This is a genomic window from Sneathiella sedimenti, from assembly GCF_017313765.1.
GTDB classification, from domain to species: domain Bacteria; phylum Pseudomonadota; class Alphaproteobacteria; order Sneathiellales; family Sneathiellaceae; genus Sneathiella; species Sneathiella sedimenti.
In genome coordinates this window covers 414,235-430,629 of record NZ_JAFLNC010000001.1, presented here as the reverse complement: position 1 = coordinate 430,629, position 16,395 = coordinate 414,235, and the positions used below count along the sequence as shown (strand labels likewise).

General features: G+C 52.2%; 17 protein-coding genes. 10 read left to right on the top strand and 7 right to left on the bottom strand.

All coding sequences use genetic code 11. The features are described from left to right. The 4 genes from J0X12_RS02110 to J0X12_RS02095 all read left to right on the top strand — a co-directional run bounded on the left by J0X12_RS02110 (window position 1) and on the right by J0X12_RS02095 (window position 3,145). Window positions 1–858, top strand: a complete 858-nt coding sequence (locus tag J0X12_RS02110) for an ABC transporter ATP-binding protein (protein WP_207041593.1) — start codon at window positions 1–3, stop codon at window positions 856–858. Further along, window positions 855–1,583, top strand: coding sequence for an ABC transporter ATP-binding protein (locus J0X12_RS02105; protein ID WP_207041591.1), 729 nt, complete (start codon window positions 855–857; stop codon window positions 1,581–1,583). Before J0X12_RS02110 ends, J0X12_RS02105 begins: the two co-directional genes overlap by 4 nt. After that, on the top strand, window positions 1,583–1,936 hold the full coding sequence (locus J0X12_RS02100; RefSeq protein WP_207041589.1) for a DUF6867 family protein: 354 nt from the start codon (window positions 1,583–1,585) through the stop codon (window positions 1,934–1,936). Before J0X12_RS02105 ends, J0X12_RS02100 begins: the two co-directional genes overlap by 1 nt. Before the next feature lie 105 nt (window positions 1,937–2,041). Beyond that, a complete protein-coding gene (locus tag J0X12_RS02095) occupies window positions 2,042–3,145 on the top strand; it encodes a branched-chain amino acid ABC transporter substrate-binding protein (RefSeq protein ID WP_207041587.1) in 1,104 nt (367 codons plus the stop codon). A gap of 65 nt (window positions 3,146–3,210) precedes the next feature. Here the strand turns inward: J0X12_RS02095 and J0X12_RS02090 are convergent, their stop codons facing one another. Further along, window positions 3,211–4,017: a PhnD/SsuA/transferrin family substrate-binding protein gene (locus tag J0X12_RS02090; RefSeq protein ID WP_207041585.1), complete on the bottom strand. Its 807-nt coding sequence runs from the start codon at window positions 4,015–4,017 to the stop codon at window positions 3,211–3,213. A 9-nt stretch (window positions 4,018–4,026) separates the two neighbouring features. Beyond that, complete coding sequence (locus J0X12_RS02085) at window positions 4,027–4,920, bottom strand: fatty acid desaturase (protein ID WP_207041583.1); 894 nt, start codon at window positions 4,918–4,920, stop codon at window positions 4,027–4,029. A gap of 140 nt (window positions 4,921–5,060) precedes the next feature. On the opposite strand from J0X12_RS02085, the gene J0X12_RS02080 reads away from it, so the two are divergent. After that, window positions 5,061–5,936 (top strand): helix-turn-helix domain-containing protein, encoded by an 876-nt coding sequence (locus J0X12_RS02080; protein WP_207041581.1) that lies wholly within the window; start codon window positions 5,061–5,063, stop codon window positions 5,934–5,936. Here J0X12_RS02080 and J0X12_RS02075 read toward each other — a convergent pair. Genes J0X12_RS02075 through J0X12_RS02060 form a run of 4 tightly spaced genes read right to left on the bottom strand, consistent with a single transcriptional unit; the run spans window position 5,933 to window position 9,981 of the window. Next, on the bottom strand, window positions 5,933–6,973 hold the full coding sequence (locus J0X12_RS02075) for an ABC transporter ATP-binding protein (protein ID WP_207041579.1): 1,041 nt from the start codon (window positions 6,971–6,973) through the stop codon (window positions 5,933–5,935). The two genes, J0X12_RS02080 and J0X12_RS02075, sit on opposite strands and share 4 nt — an antisense overlap. After that, a complete protein-coding gene (locus tag J0X12_RS02070) occupies window positions 6,970–7,815 on the bottom strand; it encodes an ABC transporter permease (RefSeq protein WP_207041577.1) in 846 nt (281 codons plus the stop codon). The genes J0X12_RS02075 and J0X12_RS02070 overlap by 4 nt, the downstream gene beginning before the upstream one ends. A gap of 1 nt (window position 7,816) precedes the next feature. After that, window positions 7,817–8,674, bottom strand: a complete 858-nt coding sequence (locus J0X12_RS02065; protein WP_207041575.1) for an ABC transporter permease — start codon at window positions 8,672–8,674, stop codon at window positions 7,817–7,819. A 56-nt stretch (window positions 8,675–8,730) separates the two neighbouring features. After that, window positions 8,731–9,981, bottom strand: coding sequence for an ABC transporter substrate-binding protein (locus tag J0X12_RS02060; protein ID WP_207041573.1), 1,251 nt, complete (start codon window positions 9,979–9,981; stop codon window positions 8,731–8,733). A gap of 230 nt (window positions 9,982–10,211) precedes the next feature. Here J0X12_RS02060 and J0X12_RS02055 point away from each other — a divergent pair, with 230 nt between their 5' ends. Further along, window positions 10,212–10,691, top strand: coding sequence for an Lrp/AsnC ligand binding domain-containing protein (locus J0X12_RS02055; RefSeq protein WP_353890928.1), 480 nt, complete (start codon window positions 10,212–10,214; stop codon window positions 10,689–10,691). After that, entirely contained in the window at window positions 10,688–12,025 is a 1,338-nt protein-coding gene (gene guaD, locus J0X12_RS02050) for a guanine deaminase (protein ID WP_207041562.1), read from the top strand. The genes J0X12_RS02055 and guaD overlap by 4 nt, the downstream gene beginning before the upstream one ends. Window positions 12,026–12,038: 13 nt before the next feature. Here the strand turns inward: guaD and J0X12_RS02045 are convergent, their stop codons facing one another. Further along, window positions 12,039–12,875 (bottom strand): IclR family transcriptional regulator, encoded by an 837-nt coding sequence (locus J0X12_RS02045; RefSeq protein ID WP_207041560.1) that lies wholly within the window; start codon window positions 12,873–12,875, stop codon window positions 12,039–12,041. 109 nt (window positions 12,876–12,984) lie between these two features. On the opposite strand from J0X12_RS02045, the gene J0X12_RS02040 reads away from it, so the two are divergent. From J0X12_RS02040 to J0X12_RS02030, 3 genes are all read left to right on the top strand, one after another. Then, window positions 12,985–15,162 carry a malate synthase G gene (locus tag J0X12_RS02040; RefSeq protein WP_207041558.1) on the top strand — a complete coding sequence of 726 codons (2,178 nt, stop codon included), beginning with the start codon at window positions 12,985–12,987 and terminating at the stop codon, window positions 15,160–15,162. 48 nt (window positions 15,163–15,210) lie between these two features. Further along, window positions 15,211–15,636 carry a heme-binding protein gene (locus J0X12_RS02035; RefSeq protein ID WP_207041556.1) on the top strand — a complete coding sequence of 142 codons (426 nt, stop codon included), beginning with the start codon at window positions 15,211–15,213 and terminating at the stop codon, window positions 15,634–15,636. A gap of 102 nt (window positions 15,637–15,738) precedes the next feature. Further along, window positions 15,739–16,206 (top strand): MarR family winged helix-turn-helix transcriptional regulator, encoded by a 468-nt coding sequence (locus J0X12_RS02030; protein WP_207041554.1) that lies wholly within the window; start codon window positions 15,739–15,741, stop codon window positions 16,204–16,206. Window positions 16,207–16,395: the final 189 nt, after the last annotated feature.

The window sequence follows — 16,395 nt, the reverse complement described above, 5'->3', positions numbered from 1 at the left end:
ATGACTCATGTAGTTGATGATCCCGTACTCACCGTTGAGCATCTGAATATGCGTTTTGGCGGCCTACTCGCTGTAGATGATCTTTCCTTTGATGTCGGACGGCGGGATATAACCGCGCTGATCGGGCCGAACGGCGCGGGCAAGACAACGGTCTTCAACTGTATTACCGGCTTTTACAAACCGACAGAAGGGAGAATTACCGCGCGCCATGAGGGCGGCAAAACTTTCCTTCTCGAGCGCATGGATGATTTCAAAATCCCGAAAATTGCGAAAGTCGCGCGAACCTTCCAGAATATCCGGTTGTTCGGCGGGATGACGGTTCTCGAAAATCTGATGGTGGGACAGCACAATACGCTAATGGTCGCTTCGAATTATACTTTCGGCGGCATATTTGGGTTGAGTGGATACAAGAAGGCGGAAAAGGAAGCGGTCGAGCTTGCAAAATACTGGATGGATCAAGCAGGCCTTACCCAACGCGCGGATGATGCAGCGGGGGATCTTCCATATGGAGAACAACGGAAGCTAGAAATCGCCCGGGCCATGTGCACCAAACCGAAGTTATTGTGTCTTGATGAGCCGGCTGCCGGTCTGAATCCGCGTGAATCGGAAGAGCTGAACAAGCTGCTGCTTTTTATTCGCAAAGAACGCGATACAGGTGTTCTGCTGATTGAACATGATATGAATGTGGTGATGGGTATTTCCGATCATATTATTGTGCTCGATTATGGCAAGAAAATTGCCGATGGCACACCGGAGGAGATCCGTAACGATCCAAGCGTTATTGCTGCCTATCTCGGCGTGGCAGACGAAGAGGTTGAAGAAGTGGAACATGAAATTGAAGAGGGAGCGTCTTCATGAATGCGCAACCCCTTCTTGAAGTAAAGAATGTTGAAACCTTCTATGGGAAAATCCAGGCCCTCAGAGGGGTCACCATGGAGGTGAATGCGGGCGAAATCGTCACTCTAATCGGAGCGAACGGAGCCGGCAAATCCACCCTGATGATGACCATTTGCGGAGACCCGCGCGCGGCGGCCGGACAAATTATCTTTGACGGGCAGGACATTTCCAAACTGCAGACCCATGAAATCACGCGCCTGAATATTGCGCAGTCGCCTGAAGGTCGACGGATATTTCCTCGTATGACGGTTTATGAAAATCTGATTATGGGGGCGACTACGTCGAATCCAGCCTATTTCGAAGAGGACCTTGCCAGGGCTTTCGCTCTTTTCCCTAGACTGAAAGAACGAAAAGATCAGCGTGGTGGCACACTTTCAGGCGGGGAACAACAAATGCTCGCAATTGCTCGCGCACTGATGGCCCGGCCGCGGCTCTTGCTGCTGGACGAACCGTCTCTTGGTTTGGCGCCACTTGTTGTGAAGCAGATTTTCGCGGCAATCAAGGAACTCAACGAAAAGGATGGTCTAACTGTCTTTCTGGTGGAGCAGAACGCATATCATGCGCTTAAACTGGCCAATCGCGGATATGTCATGGTCAATGGCAGCATAACCTTGAGCGGCACTGGCAAGGAATTGCTTGCAAGTGAGGAAGTTCGCGCCGCCTATCTTGAAGGGGGAGCGCACTGATGGGAATTTTGTGGGAAAACAGCTTTTTGACCTTCTTGTTCGTTACCGTCATTATCGGCGGAGGTGCTGGTTATCTTTCGGGAAGGTCTCTCGCGTCTAACTGGCGTCCCATTCCACAACTAATTTTCTTTATGTTGCTGTTGGCGCTCGCAGTAAGGTTTTTCCATTTTGCTCTGTTCGATGGGACATTGCTATCCCTCCAATATTATGTCGTCGATGCGCTGGTATTGATCGGCATTTCACTATTGGGTTACCGTTTGACCCGTGTGCGGCAAATGGTGACGCAATATCGCTGGCTTTATGCGCGATCGGGTCTTTTTTTCTGGCGTGAAAAAAAGGGCGCAGGGGGCTAACACCCAGCTTCCGAATTCGCTTTCAAATTATTATAAAAGTTTGATATAATTGCGGAAAAGCAGCGAAACGTATAAAATTACATTCTATAAACTGGGAGTACTAAGATGAAAAAAATGTTACTTGCCATGTCGGCCATGTCGATGGGCATGATGATCAGTTCAGGTGCAGCCTGGGCAGATATCACAATTGCAACAGCAGGTCCAATGACCGGCCAGTATGCGAGCTTTGGCCAACAGATGAAGGCCGGTGCTGAGCAGGCAGTCGCTGACATCAACGCGGCAGGTGGTGTGAACGGCGAAATGTTGAAACTGGAAATCGGCGATGACGCCTGCGATCCCAAGCAGGCCGTCGCTGTTGCCAACCAGATGGTGTCGAAAGGCGTCGTCTTCATGGCTGGCCATTTCTGCTCCGGTTCATCCATTCCGGCTTCAGCCGTTTATGAGGAAGAAGGAATCATCCAGATTTCCCCTGCTTCTACTAACCCGAAGCTGACCGATGAAGGCGGCCCGAACGTGTACCGCGTTTGCGGTCGTGATGACCAGCAGGGCAAGGTTGCCGGTGCGTATCTGGCAGATGAAACCAAAGCCGGCAAGAAAGTTGCTATCCTTCACGACAAGACCGCCTATGGTAAAGGCCTTGCCGACGAGACCAAAGCTTCCATGGAAGCAGCTGGTGGCCAGGCAACCATGTATGAAGCCTATACTGCTGGTGAAAAAGACTACACAGCACTTGTTTCCAAGATGAAACAGGAAGGCATCGATATCGCCTATGTCGGCGGTTATCACACTGAAGCTGGACTTATTGTCCGTCAGATGCGCGATCAGGGCATGAAAACCCAGCTCGTTTCTGGTGACGCTCTTGTGACTGACGAATATTGGTCAATCACGGGCGATGCGGGCGAAGGCACATTGATGACCTTCTCTCCGGATCCTCGCAAAAACCCAGGCGTTACTGAACTGGTAGCTAAATTCCGGGCCAATGGCATTGAGCCTGAAGGCTATGTCCTTTACACCTATGCTGCGGTTCAGGCATGGGCGGATGCAGCAAAAGCCGCAAAATCTGTCGACCTGGAGCCAGTCATGGATGCCTTGAATACGGGCAAGTTCGAAACCGTTCTTGGGACGTTGTCTTTCGATGAAAAAGGTGACGTGACCCTTCCCGGCTATGTCTGGTACGAATGGAAAAATGGCAAATACGACTATAAATAAGTCAATTTGACGTTAGGTAGATTGCCCCGGAAGCTTCAACTTCCGGGGTTTTTATTGGGACTCTCCTACAGGAGGTTTTCAATGTCGGAACGGATATTTTCGTATCTGCGTTTGATAGGTTGATAATCCGCCTCTTCTGTTGCGGCAAGGCCGGTCAGCAACAGCCTGTCTTGTGTCTCGCACGGCAGGGACGCCATCGCGTCGATAACCCCTTGATGAAGGCGATCAACCTCATTTTTCTCGCGACGGGCCGTTATCAGGGGAAGTCCCGGGGTTGGACTGGTGTGTGCGATGACGGACAGCTCATCCGTCGCTTTCTCGTAGCGTTTTGCAAGTTCCCAGGTAACGGCGTCGATTGAGGCAATATCAATACGCCGATCCGCAAGGCCTTTAATTACAGCCCGATGAGACATCAACCGGTCACATCTGTGGATTTTCTGAAACGGAACCCCCTCAGCCGCGAGATGGAAAAAAAAGGACGCGACGCCGGACTGAGAAAGCGGATCGTTATATCCGAATATAGCAGAATCGAGGAATTTTAGATTTTCAAGGCCGCTGTCTTTATGAACAACGATCACGCTGAAATAGCTGCCGGCCCCGCAGTCAATGTCATAGGCGGGCGTGCCGACAAGGGAGACGTCGTTCACCAGTCTTTCCACGTATGGCAAACCACATGTCTGCGCGAGCAAGAGGTTCGGTGACCGCCAAAGTTCAAGCGGGTCTTCTGTCCGGGTAAGATCTTCCGGGGGAGAAAAGCCAGCAGCACGGAAGCTTTCACGAAGGGCTGCCCAGAAGCTATCCGTTGCATCCCGGATTTCAGGCCAGTCATACATGGGAAGCAGTGCAACGGATGTAGGATAAAGGTCAGGCACTGTCAGGATTTAAGCCGGATCCAGAGGAAAGGTGACCGGTTCTTTTGGCGTAAATGCATGGGCGCGAATAACATCCGTATAGCTTTTGTAAAAATACCCCTTGTTCATTTCCATAAACCGGGGGTTATGGAGCCGGAACAGGCTCGGTAACCGATACCAGGCAACGGAAGGAAATGCATGATGCACCGCGTGCAGGTTGTTGTTAAGAAATAAAAACCGCAGCGGTCCCTTGTCGTCAATCAGGACGGAGCGCGCGCGCCGGTCGTGATGTGCCTGATGTTCAAGGAAAGTCCGGATCATCAAGAGTGACATGCCAAAATAGGCGGCAACAAAGTATCCGAGAGTCGAGATATTCGCGAAGGACCCGACGAAGATCAGTAACAGGGAGCAGAGGGAAATGTGCTTGATCCAGTCGATGAGGAGATGTCGTTCGCCATTCAGGATTTTCTGTATATCCGAATAAACGAGAGTGGATATCCCGAGTGCCGGACCAATAAGCATGCGTCCGACAAGAATGTTATTAATTTTCCAGGCCAGTTTTTGCAGGCGATTGAACTCCGCCCATTTCTGCTTGGTGACGTACCAGCTTTCCGGATCATCTGTCGGATCAGTAATTCTCGCCCTTTGATGATGGGTCAGGTGAACGTCCTTGAAGCGCGGATAGGGCATGAACAGCCCAATCGGCAAATAGACAATCAGGTCATTCAGTCGGCGATCAACAAAGGGATGACCATGAATGCACTCATGCTGAAGCGAGGAGTGAAAGGTAATCACGGGAATCAACAGCAAAATCGTCAGCCAGAAGGGCAACGGTGTCGGCCCAAAAAGGAGAGCCCACCAAAATGCGTAGCATAATGCAATAAGCAATATGGTTTTGAATTCCTGCCGTTCACGCAACACCACTTTTCGTCAACTCCTTAAGCTATTGTTAGATGACGAAGATTATGAGCTATCGGACAGGGAATATACAATGCGACAGTCCGCGCATTATTATGTTAATATAAAACTTAAGTTTAAATTCGTAATATTTAGGAGTATTTGGAGTGAATACACAACATTCCGAGAAGGAATTTCTGGATAAACGGGATGTTGCCGAAATCTTTCGCGACCGGATGGCGCTCCTGTTGGCGCGCAAAGGATTCAATCTTAGCCAGTTCGCGACCAGTATCGGCATCGACAGATCGGCCCTCAGCCAGTTTCTTGCGCCGGGATCTACCCGGTTGCCACGGGCCGAAACCCTATGCGCCATTTCCCGAACTTATGGCGTTTCCGTTGATTGGCTGATGGGCCTGATCGCGAATGATGAAATCGCCAGCGAGACCGTTCCCATGATAGAAATTGAACGGGTCACGGAAGCCTCCGCCAGTATCAAGCTCGCGAAATGGCATCAGGAGGCGATGGGATATAAAATTCGCTACGTGCCAAGCACTCTACCGGATCTTCTAAGAACGGAAGAGATTGGAGCCTATGAATTTGGTGATTTCTCGACCGTTGAGCGCGAAGCAAAAGAACGTCAAATGCAGGATCAATTGAGTTATTCCCGCCGTCCCGAAACGGATATGGAGGTATGTATGCCGCTTCAAGTGATTGAGCAGCTTGCAAAGGGCGAGGGAATCTGGCGCCAGGTTCCTGTTTCCACACGCCGCGACCAGATGGAAAACATGATCCGTCTGACTGAGGAGCTATATCCCACCTTTCGACTTTTCCTGTTTGATGCGCGGAAGATTTACTCTGCCGCCTATACCCTGTTTGGTCCGCTTCGAGCTGCCATATATATCGGGAACATGTACCTTCTCGTAAATTCTGTTGAGCATATCCGCGCGTTGACGGCCCATTTCGACGGGCTCATCCGAAGTGCGGACGTCGCGCCGGACAAGGCGCCGGAAACAATCACGGAATATCTAAAGGCGTTGAACTAGCCAAGTATCCAAAGCGATCGCTGCGGCAGGTGAACAGATACAGTTGACCCTTCCTGAAGGGGTTCCGCGATCTGCGGTGAAAGCAAAGCTTCAAAGAAGATATCCCCTTTCTGCAGTCCGAGAACTGTCTGACTTCCCAGAAATTGTTTTGACGCTAGCGTCGCGTGAAAGCTGTTCTCCAGGATATTGTCCCCTCCAACAACAATATTCTCCGGGCGGAATGTCAGCAGGCGGCCTGTACTGGAAACACTTTCGGGCAGGGTGAACCGGCCAAGCGCGCAATCGAAATATCCCGGTCCACATTTCCCCGGGACAAAGTTCCTCGCGCCGAAAAATCTCGCGACGTCCTCATCCTTCGGCTGGCCATAGAGCACGGTTGCCGAAGCATATTGCCGAAGCGTGCCGTTAAGAATGAGGGCAATTTTACTGGAAAGGCCGACAGCTTCTTCCTTATCGTGAGTAACGAACAGCATTGTCGTCCCCAGTTCCTGATGGAGGGAATTAAGGAGCTGTTGCATTTCAAGTCGCAAATTTGCATCGAGATTGGAAAAGGGCTCGTCAAGCAGCAGTATTTTTGGCCGCAGGATCAAGGCGCGGGCAAGGGCAACGCGTTGCTGCTGGCCTCCGGAAAGCTGGTTCGGTTTGCGCGTACCCATATCCTCAAGCTGCACGAGTTCCAGCATTCTGCCAACGGCGCGGTCTATGTCCTTTTTCGGCTCGTGGCGCATCTTGAGGCCAAAGCCGATATTTTCGCCAACGGTCATATAGGGAAAGAGGAGATGGTTCTGAAATACCATGACAGCATCCCGCCGGTTGGGCGGCAATTGCAGAACGGATTGCCTGGCAAATCGGATGTCGCCGGAGGTCGGAGGGAGAAGCCCGGCAATCATTTTCAGGATCGTGGATTTACCGCATGCCGACGGGCCAAGGAGCGCCGTTAGCGATCCCCCATCAATATGCATGGATACATCATTCACGGCCGGGCGGGTTTGGCCGGGGTAGGCTTTGGTGAGTTTTTCGAGGCTGACGTCGGTCATATCTGGCGCAAACTCTCCACTGCTCTGCTGCGTCCTGTCAGGTGCCTGGCGCCGAGGAGGAGCAGGACAACTCCCGGCAGGATGTAGATCATGCTGATGGCCCCTGTAATGTCATTGCGACCTGCGCTGGCAAAATTGAAAAGAAGAAGCGGCAAGGTCACGACCCGTCCGCCACCAATCAATAGTGTGAGGATGTACTGGCTCCAGGAGACAAGAAAGGTAAATAGCGACCCAATCAGCAATCCGGGCAGGATGGCGGGTAAGGTCACATAAAAGAATGTCTGAATAGCGCTGGCCCCAAGGCTACGGGCCTGTGCCTCTGTGTCAGGGTTATAATTTGCAAAGACGCCGGCCATGACAAGCACCATGTAAGGCAATGTCGGGATGAGGTGGACAATCAAAACACCGAGGTAGGATCCGGCTAGGCCCAGGCTCAGGAATACGACATGAAGTCCGAGCGCAACAGCGATGCCCGGTACAATCGTCGGCGCGAGGATCAATAGCTCGACCAGCGCCTTTCCCCGAAACTGATAGAGCCCGAGCGCGCGGCCCGCGGGCAATCCTATAATAACGGAAAGCAACGTGGCGCAAAGGGCGATCAAGGTGGTAACGCCAAGTGCAGGGAGAACATCGGATGTGTTGGAGAAAACATAGTTCCAGGCTCTCAGGCTGAAGGCCGAGGGAATTATGTCGGGAAAATACCAGCTCCGGCTCACGGACCAGATGGCGAGCGGGATCAAGGGAAGGACGAGCCAGCTAACAAGTAATATAAGCGAAAACCAGACGGGACCTGACAGTCCGTCGCGGGAATTTTCTGTATGCCGGTTCGTTTGCATCAACATTTTACGATCTCATATACCGTCGGGCGAGCCGGGCGTAACCGAATATCATGACTGCGCTTAAAAGTGCGATAATCATCGCCATCGCAAGCGCTTCGGGCCGGGCATTCAAATCCACATCCGTGAAGGACTGATAAGCGAGAACCGGAAGTGCTGCGGGATAGCTCTGGCCGAGCAGTGCCGGAATTTCATAGGCGCCGAAAGTGAAGGCGAATACGATCAGCGCCGCGGCGAGAAGGCCGGGCGACAAAAGCGGTAACAGGACAAACCGGAAACTCTGCCAGCGGTTCGCCCCAAGTGTGCGGGAAACGGCCTCATAATCGTGGCCGAAGGTCTGCATATTGGCGAGTAAAATCATCCCGATGAACGGCACCTCTTTCCAGACATACTGAAGGATGATCCCGATCGCGAGCGGATCGTAAATCATTGCCGGAAAGTCCGAGGGGCCTGAAATAAGCCTGAACTCAAAGGCCAGGCGCGCAAAAAAGCCCGACTGTGAAAAGAGGTAAAGAATACCGACCGCGCCAACCAAATGCGGCACTGTCAGATTTAACTGGAAGAGAAAATTGATGACGGAACGACCGATAAAGTGTCGGCGCAGGATCAACGCGGCGCCAATCGCCAGAGCCGAGGCGATGATCGTAGACATCAAGGAGATATAGAAGGTCAACAGAAAAGACTGATAGAAACCTGTGGAGAACAGAATATTGCGATAGGCGTCAAGATTTAGCTCTTCACGCCCGAGTAGCGGCATATATCCCAGGCTACCGATCAGGCCAAGGAAAAGTCCGCCCAGGAACAATCCTGCAATAAGGAGGAGAGCCGGGGAGAGGAGTAAAGGAATTTTCCAGCGTTCAAGCAAGCCGAGTCTTTCTAGTAACGAGTAAATCCGGGAAAACTAGCGGTCAGCGAGCCGCTTCATTTGGCAACATTCTCCTGCCAGCCCTTCTCGATAGCGCTAATCCAGTCGGGATGCAATTCCGGAAGGGACTTTTGAGATAGCGCCGCCGGATCGATAACCGCTGGATGTCGGGGTAGCTCTGTAAAACGGCTTTTCTCTTCCTTTGTCAGGCGACCGACGTCGATTGCGGGTGCTGCGCCCCAGACATCGGGTTTTGCCTTTTCATACTGGGCGGCGGCCGAAAGAATAAAATTGGCGGCGACCATGGCCGCGGCTTTATTTGGCGAATTATAGGGAATGGCGACATAGTTTGTATTGCCAATGGTGCCATCGTCAAGGCCATAGGACCGGGTCGTCTCTGGAAAGATGCCGTTTTCGACATTAATGCCGAAAATTGCAGGATCATAGTCGAAGTACAGCGCGACTTCTCTATTAGCAAAAAGCTGTGCGAGGCTGGCGATGGCATTCGGATATGTTGTTCCCTCCCGCCAGAGATAGGGTTTCATTTCATTGAGGATGGCCCAGGCCTTCGGTGCGACGGCGTCGAATTTATCCTGGTCGAAATCCCCCAACAGGGCCTCAGGCCCGCCTGCCGCGTGATAGAAAACATGGCGGATAAAAACACTGCCATTGAAATCTGTCGCCGCGGGATAGGTAAATGCGCCCGGGTTTTCTTTGACCCACCCTATTAATTGCGGAATGCTTTTGGGCGGGCTCTGTGTGCGAGCGCTATCGTACGCAAAAGCGAATTGAGCCCGGTTCCAGGGTACTTCGCATTCATCGACGGAGAGGCCGAAATCATTTGCGATGGACGGGTCCTGCCAATTTACAAACTGATTATTGGGTAAGAGGCCGTGATAACCACAGAACAACAGATTTCCCTGTTTCATCGTCCGGAAATTGCCGCCATTAATCCAGATCAAATCGACGGAACCATTATCATCAATGCCGGCCTGTTTTTCGCCGAGGACAATATTGACCGCTTCCGCTGTATCGTTGATGCCAATGCGATTTAGCGAAATGTCATGGCGTTTCTGAAGTTCCTTGCCGATATAGTCGGTGACGTATTGGTTAATATTGTCGGCACCGCCCCACATGAACCAGTTTACCGTGCCCCCCTTTGCGGTGGCGACGACCTCATCCCAGTTTTCGTACCCGACTTTTTCGGTCGCCTGGGCGGAAAGGGGGAAATAAACAAGCGTAAAAATGACGACCAAGAAACTGAGGCGACGCCAGATAGAATTTTTGAATGACGGGTAACGTGACATATTCTCCGGTTCCTTGATTTTAAAACAGCGTACTTTTGGCGTTATCCTAGTCAAAAGCTCATGGCGCGTCCGCCAAATACTGGTCAATTCACTACAAATTTTCGAGATCAGATACATCTGCACCTAATAAAGTATAAGGCAAAAACAGTAGGCGAGAGGTCGCAAATTAGCTTACTGTGAGATACTGTATCTTCTGAACTGGATGGGTCATTGGTATGGTGCAGAATTCTCTGGATAGAACAGATTACCGGATCTTGCGGGAAATACAGGCGAATGGCCGTATTTCGATGGTCGAGCTGTCCCGCCGGGTGAACTTGACCAAAACGCCCTGCGCCGAGCGGGTTAAGCGGCTTGAGAGTAGCGGCGTTATCAAGGGTTACTACGCCGCGCTTGACCCGGTGGCCGTGGCCGCGGGGCACGTGGTCATGGTACAGGTGCAGCTTTCTCGAACAACCGAAAAAGAACTGGAAGAATTTAATGCCGCTGTCCAGCATGTGCCGGAAATTCAGTCCTGCATGATGATGGCGGGTGGATTTGATTATCTCCTGAAAATTCGTACGCGGGACATAGCGTCGTACAGGGAGCTCTTGGGAACGGCAATTTCACAATTACCACATGTTATGCAGACCCATACCTATGTGGTTATGGAGGTGGTAAAGGATGAGGTGACGCTGTCGATGTCCGATTCGCGAGGAAAGCGCATAAAATGAAAAAGGCTATTCGGGGACGCTGTCTTTCATACCGAGACAATCCCTTTACTACTTCCCTCAAAGACTGCCTCTTCTATGAGGAGGACGGGCTAGTTGTCATGGAGGACGGGAAAATTACCGCCGTTGGGCCCGCCCACGCCTTGTTGCGCGATCTTGGCGATACAGTACCTGTGACACGCTACCGGGATGCCCTGATTTGTCCCGGGTTCATTGATTGCCACGTTCATTATCCGCAAACTGAAATTATTGGAGCCTTTGGCAAGCAGCTGATCGATTGGCTGAACAATTACACCTTTATCGCTGAACAGAAATTTGCCGACAAAGACTATGCGGGCATGGCGGCGGAGATCTTTTTGAAGGAAATCCTGAGGGCGGGCACGACCACAGCCGCTGTATTCTGCACGGTTCACCCCCAATCCGTAGACGCCTTTTTCGAGCAATCGGCGAAAATCAATATGCGAAATATCGCGGGCAAAGTGTTGATGGATCGGCATGCGCCACCTACGCTCACCGATACGGCCCAAACTGGATATGATCAGACAAAACAACTGATCGAGAAATGGCATGGCAAGGGGCGGGCGCTCTATGCCGTGACCCCGCGCTTTGCGCCGACAAGCTCAGAAGAGCAGATGGAGATGACGGGCGCGGTCTGGAAAGAACACCCCGGCACCTATCTGCAGTCGCATGTATCCGAGAACAGGCAGGAAATTGACTGGGCGCAAGAACTGTTTCCATCGCGTAAAAGCTACGTGGATATTTATCACCACTATGGTCAACTGGGGCCTCGCGCCATCTATGGTCATGGTGTCCATTTTACAGAGGAAGATTTCCGTATCTTTTCTGAAAGCGGAACCGCGATTGCCCATTGCCCGACATCGAACCTCTTTCTGGGAAGCGGACTGTTCAAGCTCGAACGATCAATGACGGGTCCCTTTTCCGTTCGCACAGGGCTGGCGACCGATCTCGGGGGAGGAACAAATTTTTCACAGCTTGTCAGCATGAATGAAGCTTACAAGATTGCTCAGCTGAACGGATTTTCCCTCGACGCGCACAAGGCCTTTTACCTCGCGACACGCGGGGCCGCGACAGCCCTTTATCTGGAGGATTCTATTGGCAGCCTGGCGGCTGGCCATGAAGCCGACCTGACCGTCCTGGACCTCAAGGCAACCCCCCTTCTTGCCTATCGGCTTGCTTACGCCGGAAGCCTGGAAGAACAGTTGTTCACCTTGATGACGCTGGGAGACGATCGGGTTGCAAAGGCAACGTATATTGCCGGTGACCTTGTATATAGCCGTTGTTCGGAAACAGGGGCAGAGCAGTTTTACGGCCTGTGATTCCGGCCAGATATCAGCCGGGCGGGCGGCCACCAAGGGCGGCCGTGATTTCGGTCGCGACCTCTACCGTTATCCGCCCAAGCTCCAGAAGCCGGTCCTTTGATATTCTGGCAGCTGGCCCGGAAATGGAAAGGCCAGCCAACGGTTCCGCATGCTCGTCATAAATAATTGCGGCGGCACAGCGAAGGCCGATGGCATGTTCTTCATCGTCAACGGCAAACCCCAGTTTGCGGGACGAAGAAAGTTCGTCATACAGCAATTTTGGATCCGTTATGGTTTTATCCGTCAATTTTATCAGGCTCTGGGTCTCGATTATTCGAGCCACGTCCCGCGCACCCATAGCCATCAGAATAGCTTTTCCAACACCGGAACAATGCATGGGCACGCTGTTCCCGGGCTTTGAGAAAACCCGCATCATTTCCCGACTCTCGACCTGGGCGAGATAGATCACCTTGCCGCCATCGGCAATGGCAAGATTTACCGTCTCGCCGCTCAATTCCATCAGGCGCCGCATGTAGGGGCGGGCGACCGTGACAAGGTCGCGTGAGACGAGGAAGCCGTTCCCTGTCACAAATGCCTGCATGGCAATCTGCCATCGGCTGCTGTCCCGGTCGTATTGCACGTAGCGTTCTTCCTGAAGGGTGGTGAGCAGGCGGTGCGTTGTCGACGGGGCAAGCGTCAGGGACTTGGCAATGGCGGTTAAGGAGAGGCCGGGCGGATTTTCGGCAATCACATTCAGAATGGATAGCGCCCGCGTCAAGGATTGAACCTGGCCCGTCCGGACAGATACTGTGTTGGCTGTCTCCGCCTGTACCATTCTCTTTGTTCCATAATGTGAAATTAATTCCATTTTAGTTTATTCTCTTTGGCTGACCTGTCAATGTCAGGTTGTTGTTCTCCGACGGTCGGGATTTCCCACGTCGCAGATTTCTCATTTGGGTGAAGGTGATAATAGGCAGATGACGATGCGTGTGACGAAAGCAGGGCTTCAGGTGGCGCCGGAAATTGTGGATCTCGTGGAAAAGGAGATTCTGCCGGGCTTGGATGTAACCGCGGAAACGGTATGGAAACTTCTCTCTGATCTTGTTGCCGAGTTTGGCCCACGGAACCGGCATTTGCTGGCAAAGCGCGAAGAACTCCAGGCTAAAATTGACGCCTGGCATCTCGCGACGAAAGGCAAGCCGCAGGACGCAAATGCCTATAAGGCCTTCCTTGAAGAGATAGGCTATCTGGTACCTGAAGGTCCCGCATTCCAGGTTACGACGGCGAATGTGGATCCCGAGATTTCGGATGTTGCGGGGCCACAACTCGTAGTGCCGGTCATGAATGCCCGCTACGCCCTGAATGCGGCCAATGCGCGCTGGGGCAGTCTGTATGATGCCCTCTATGGCACAGACATCCTGCCCGAGTCAGACGGCTGTGAAAAAGGCAGCGGCTATAACCCAAGGCGCGGCCTGAAGGTCATTGAATATGGCTTTGGTGTTCTGGATCGTGCCGCTCCGCTGGCCAAGGGTAGTCACAAGGAGGCAAGGGCCTACCGGTTGAAGGATGACAACGGCCGTAAGCAGCTGGAAGCAGAGCTTGCAGATGGTTCGCTCACGCCGCTTGCCGATCCTGCCCAGTTTGTTGGCTACCTTGGGGACAATTCGCCAACTTCCATCCTTCTCAAAAAGAACGGCCTGCATCTGGATATCCAGATCGACCCCGCGCATCCCGTCGGCAAAGACCATCCCGCGGGCGTGAAGGATATATTGATGGAATCGGCCCTCTCCACCATTCAGGACTGTGAAGACTCAGTAGCGGCAGTAGATGCGGAAGATAAGGCCCTCATCTATCGAAACTGGCTTGGCCTGATGAAAGGCGATCTTGAGGATCGCTTTGAAAAAGGCGGAAAAACAGTCGCACGGACACTGAACCCGGACCGGACATATCTTGATCCAACCGGATCTGAACTCACGCTTCACGGCCGGAGTCTGTTGCTGGTCAGGAATGTGGGCCATCTTATGACGATAAACGCGGTGCTCGATGCTGATGGAAATGAAATCCCAGAAGGAATTCTCGACGCGGTAATGACCACCGCGGGGGCACTTCATGATCTGCAAAAGTTAGGGCGTTATTCAAACAGTCGCGCGGGCAGCCTTTATATTGTGAAGCCAAAAATGCATGGGCCGGAGGAAGTCGCCTTTACAAACGATCTTTTTGCCGCAGTGGAGGATGGTTTCAATCTTCCCCGAAACACCCTTAAAGTTGGTGTCATGGATGAGGAGCGGCGGACCACAGTCAACCTGAAAGAATGTATCCGGGCGGTTTCGGAGCGGATTTTCTTTATTAATACGGGCTTCCTTGACCGGACGGGCGATGAAATTCACACGAGTATGGAAGCGGGTCCCTTCATGCGCAAGGAAGATGCGAAGGGCGAGCCATGGATTGCCGCTTACGAAGACTGGAATGTCGATATCGGATTGGAGACAGGTCTTCCCGGGCATGCCCAGATCGGCAAGGGCATGTGGGCGATGCCGGATGAGATGGCAAAAATGATGACGGCGAAAATCGGCCATCCAATGGCCGGGGCCAACTGCGCCTGGGTTCCGTCACCTACCGCGGCGACGCTGCATGCGCTGCATTATCATCAAGTTTCTGTAAAAGAACGCCAGAAAGAAATTGCATCGCGCGGTCGAGCGAGCCTCGATAGCATTCTTACGCCACCGCTATTGAAGGGGGAGAACCTGTCTGAAAAGGAGATTCAGGCGGAACTTGATAACAATGCCCAGGGAATACTTGGCTATGTGGTTCGATGGATTGATCAAGGTGTTGGTTGTTCCAAGGTGCCGGACATTAATAATGTAGGGCTGATGGAAGACCGTGCGACGTTACGTATTTCCAGCCAGCACATCGCCAACTGGCTACATCATGGAATTTGCACGGAAGATCAGGTGATGGAGACCATGAAACGCATGGCGGCTATCGTCGATGAACAGAATGCCGGTGATCCGCTTTATCAGGCGATGGCCGGACAGTTCGACAGGTCGGTAGCCTTTCAGGCGGCCTGTGATCTCGTCTTCAAGGGGCGTGTGCAACCAAGCGGATATACCGAACCTATCCTTCATGCCCGTCGTATCGAGGCCAAAGCCAGCTAGGCTTTCAATAGACTAAATGTAAATAGATCGAGTTTAGAGGAGGGCATTGTGCTCACAGTAAAACGACTGTCCCATGCTGACGCGCTAATCCTAATCGAGGGAGCGCGCGAAAAAGCCGCTGAAATTGGCGTGCCAATGTGTATTTCCATTGTAGATGAAAGCGGCAACCTGATTGCGTTTGAGCGGATGGATGGCGGGAAGGTCACTAGCATTACAATTTCCGCTGACAAAGCTTACACGGCTGCTGCGGCGCGGAAGGCGACGCATGAATATAACGCCGTAAATATACCGGGTAATCTTGCCTTCGGTATTCATACGGAAGTCGGCGGACGTGTTTCTTCCGTTGGAGGCGGATTGCCAGTTGTTGTCGATGGTGAAGTTGTCGGTGGCATAGGCCTGAGCTCGGGAACGCCGGCACAGGACATGGAGTGCGCGGAATCCGGCCTTAAGCATTTCTATCAGACATTGGAATAACAGACCGTTTTCATGTACTTCGCGGGCTTCTAAGGCTATAACAAATAATCACTTTGATTAATTGTTTGCGCCGGCGTGAACAGGGGAGTCCGGTTAAGTCCAATGGCGGATCGTAAAACCAAAACCGAAAAGAAAAGCTCTGTCGATATGCAAATGACAGCGCTTGATGGAGTTGTCGGTTTTCATATGCGCAAGGCAATTCTGCGGGCGCAGAGTACCTTTGCAACGGCAGCAGGAAAAAAACTGATGACGGGGCAGTACTCTGTCATGGCCATCATCAATGAAAACCCCGGCCACACACAAAGTGCCATTGCTGAGGCTGCGGGTCTCGATCGCTCATCCCTAGTTCCCATTCTCAATAAATTTGAAAAAGAAGGGCTGATCTTGCGGGCGGCGGTCGAGGGGGACAAGCGGGCCTATGCTGTTCGCCTGACAAAGAAGGGGACGCAGGAGCTGGCCAGTCTGGAAGAAAAGGTGAGAGAGATTGAAGCCAAGGTGATTGCCGGACTCGGGCCGGAGGATCACAGGCGCCTGATCGATCTGCTGAAAAGGTTTCACGACATACTATAGCCTCAACTTTTGACGCAACTCTGGCAATATTATTTGCGGTAATTCGCATAAAGTCTCTGCGCGAGGTGGACGACGATTCGCCTTTCCACAACGGAAACAGAATTACAACGCATTCCTGACATAACTGCTCTAGGGGCAGCCGGCACATGATCCTCTATATCTTGTGGTCGAATTAGTATAATGTTATGC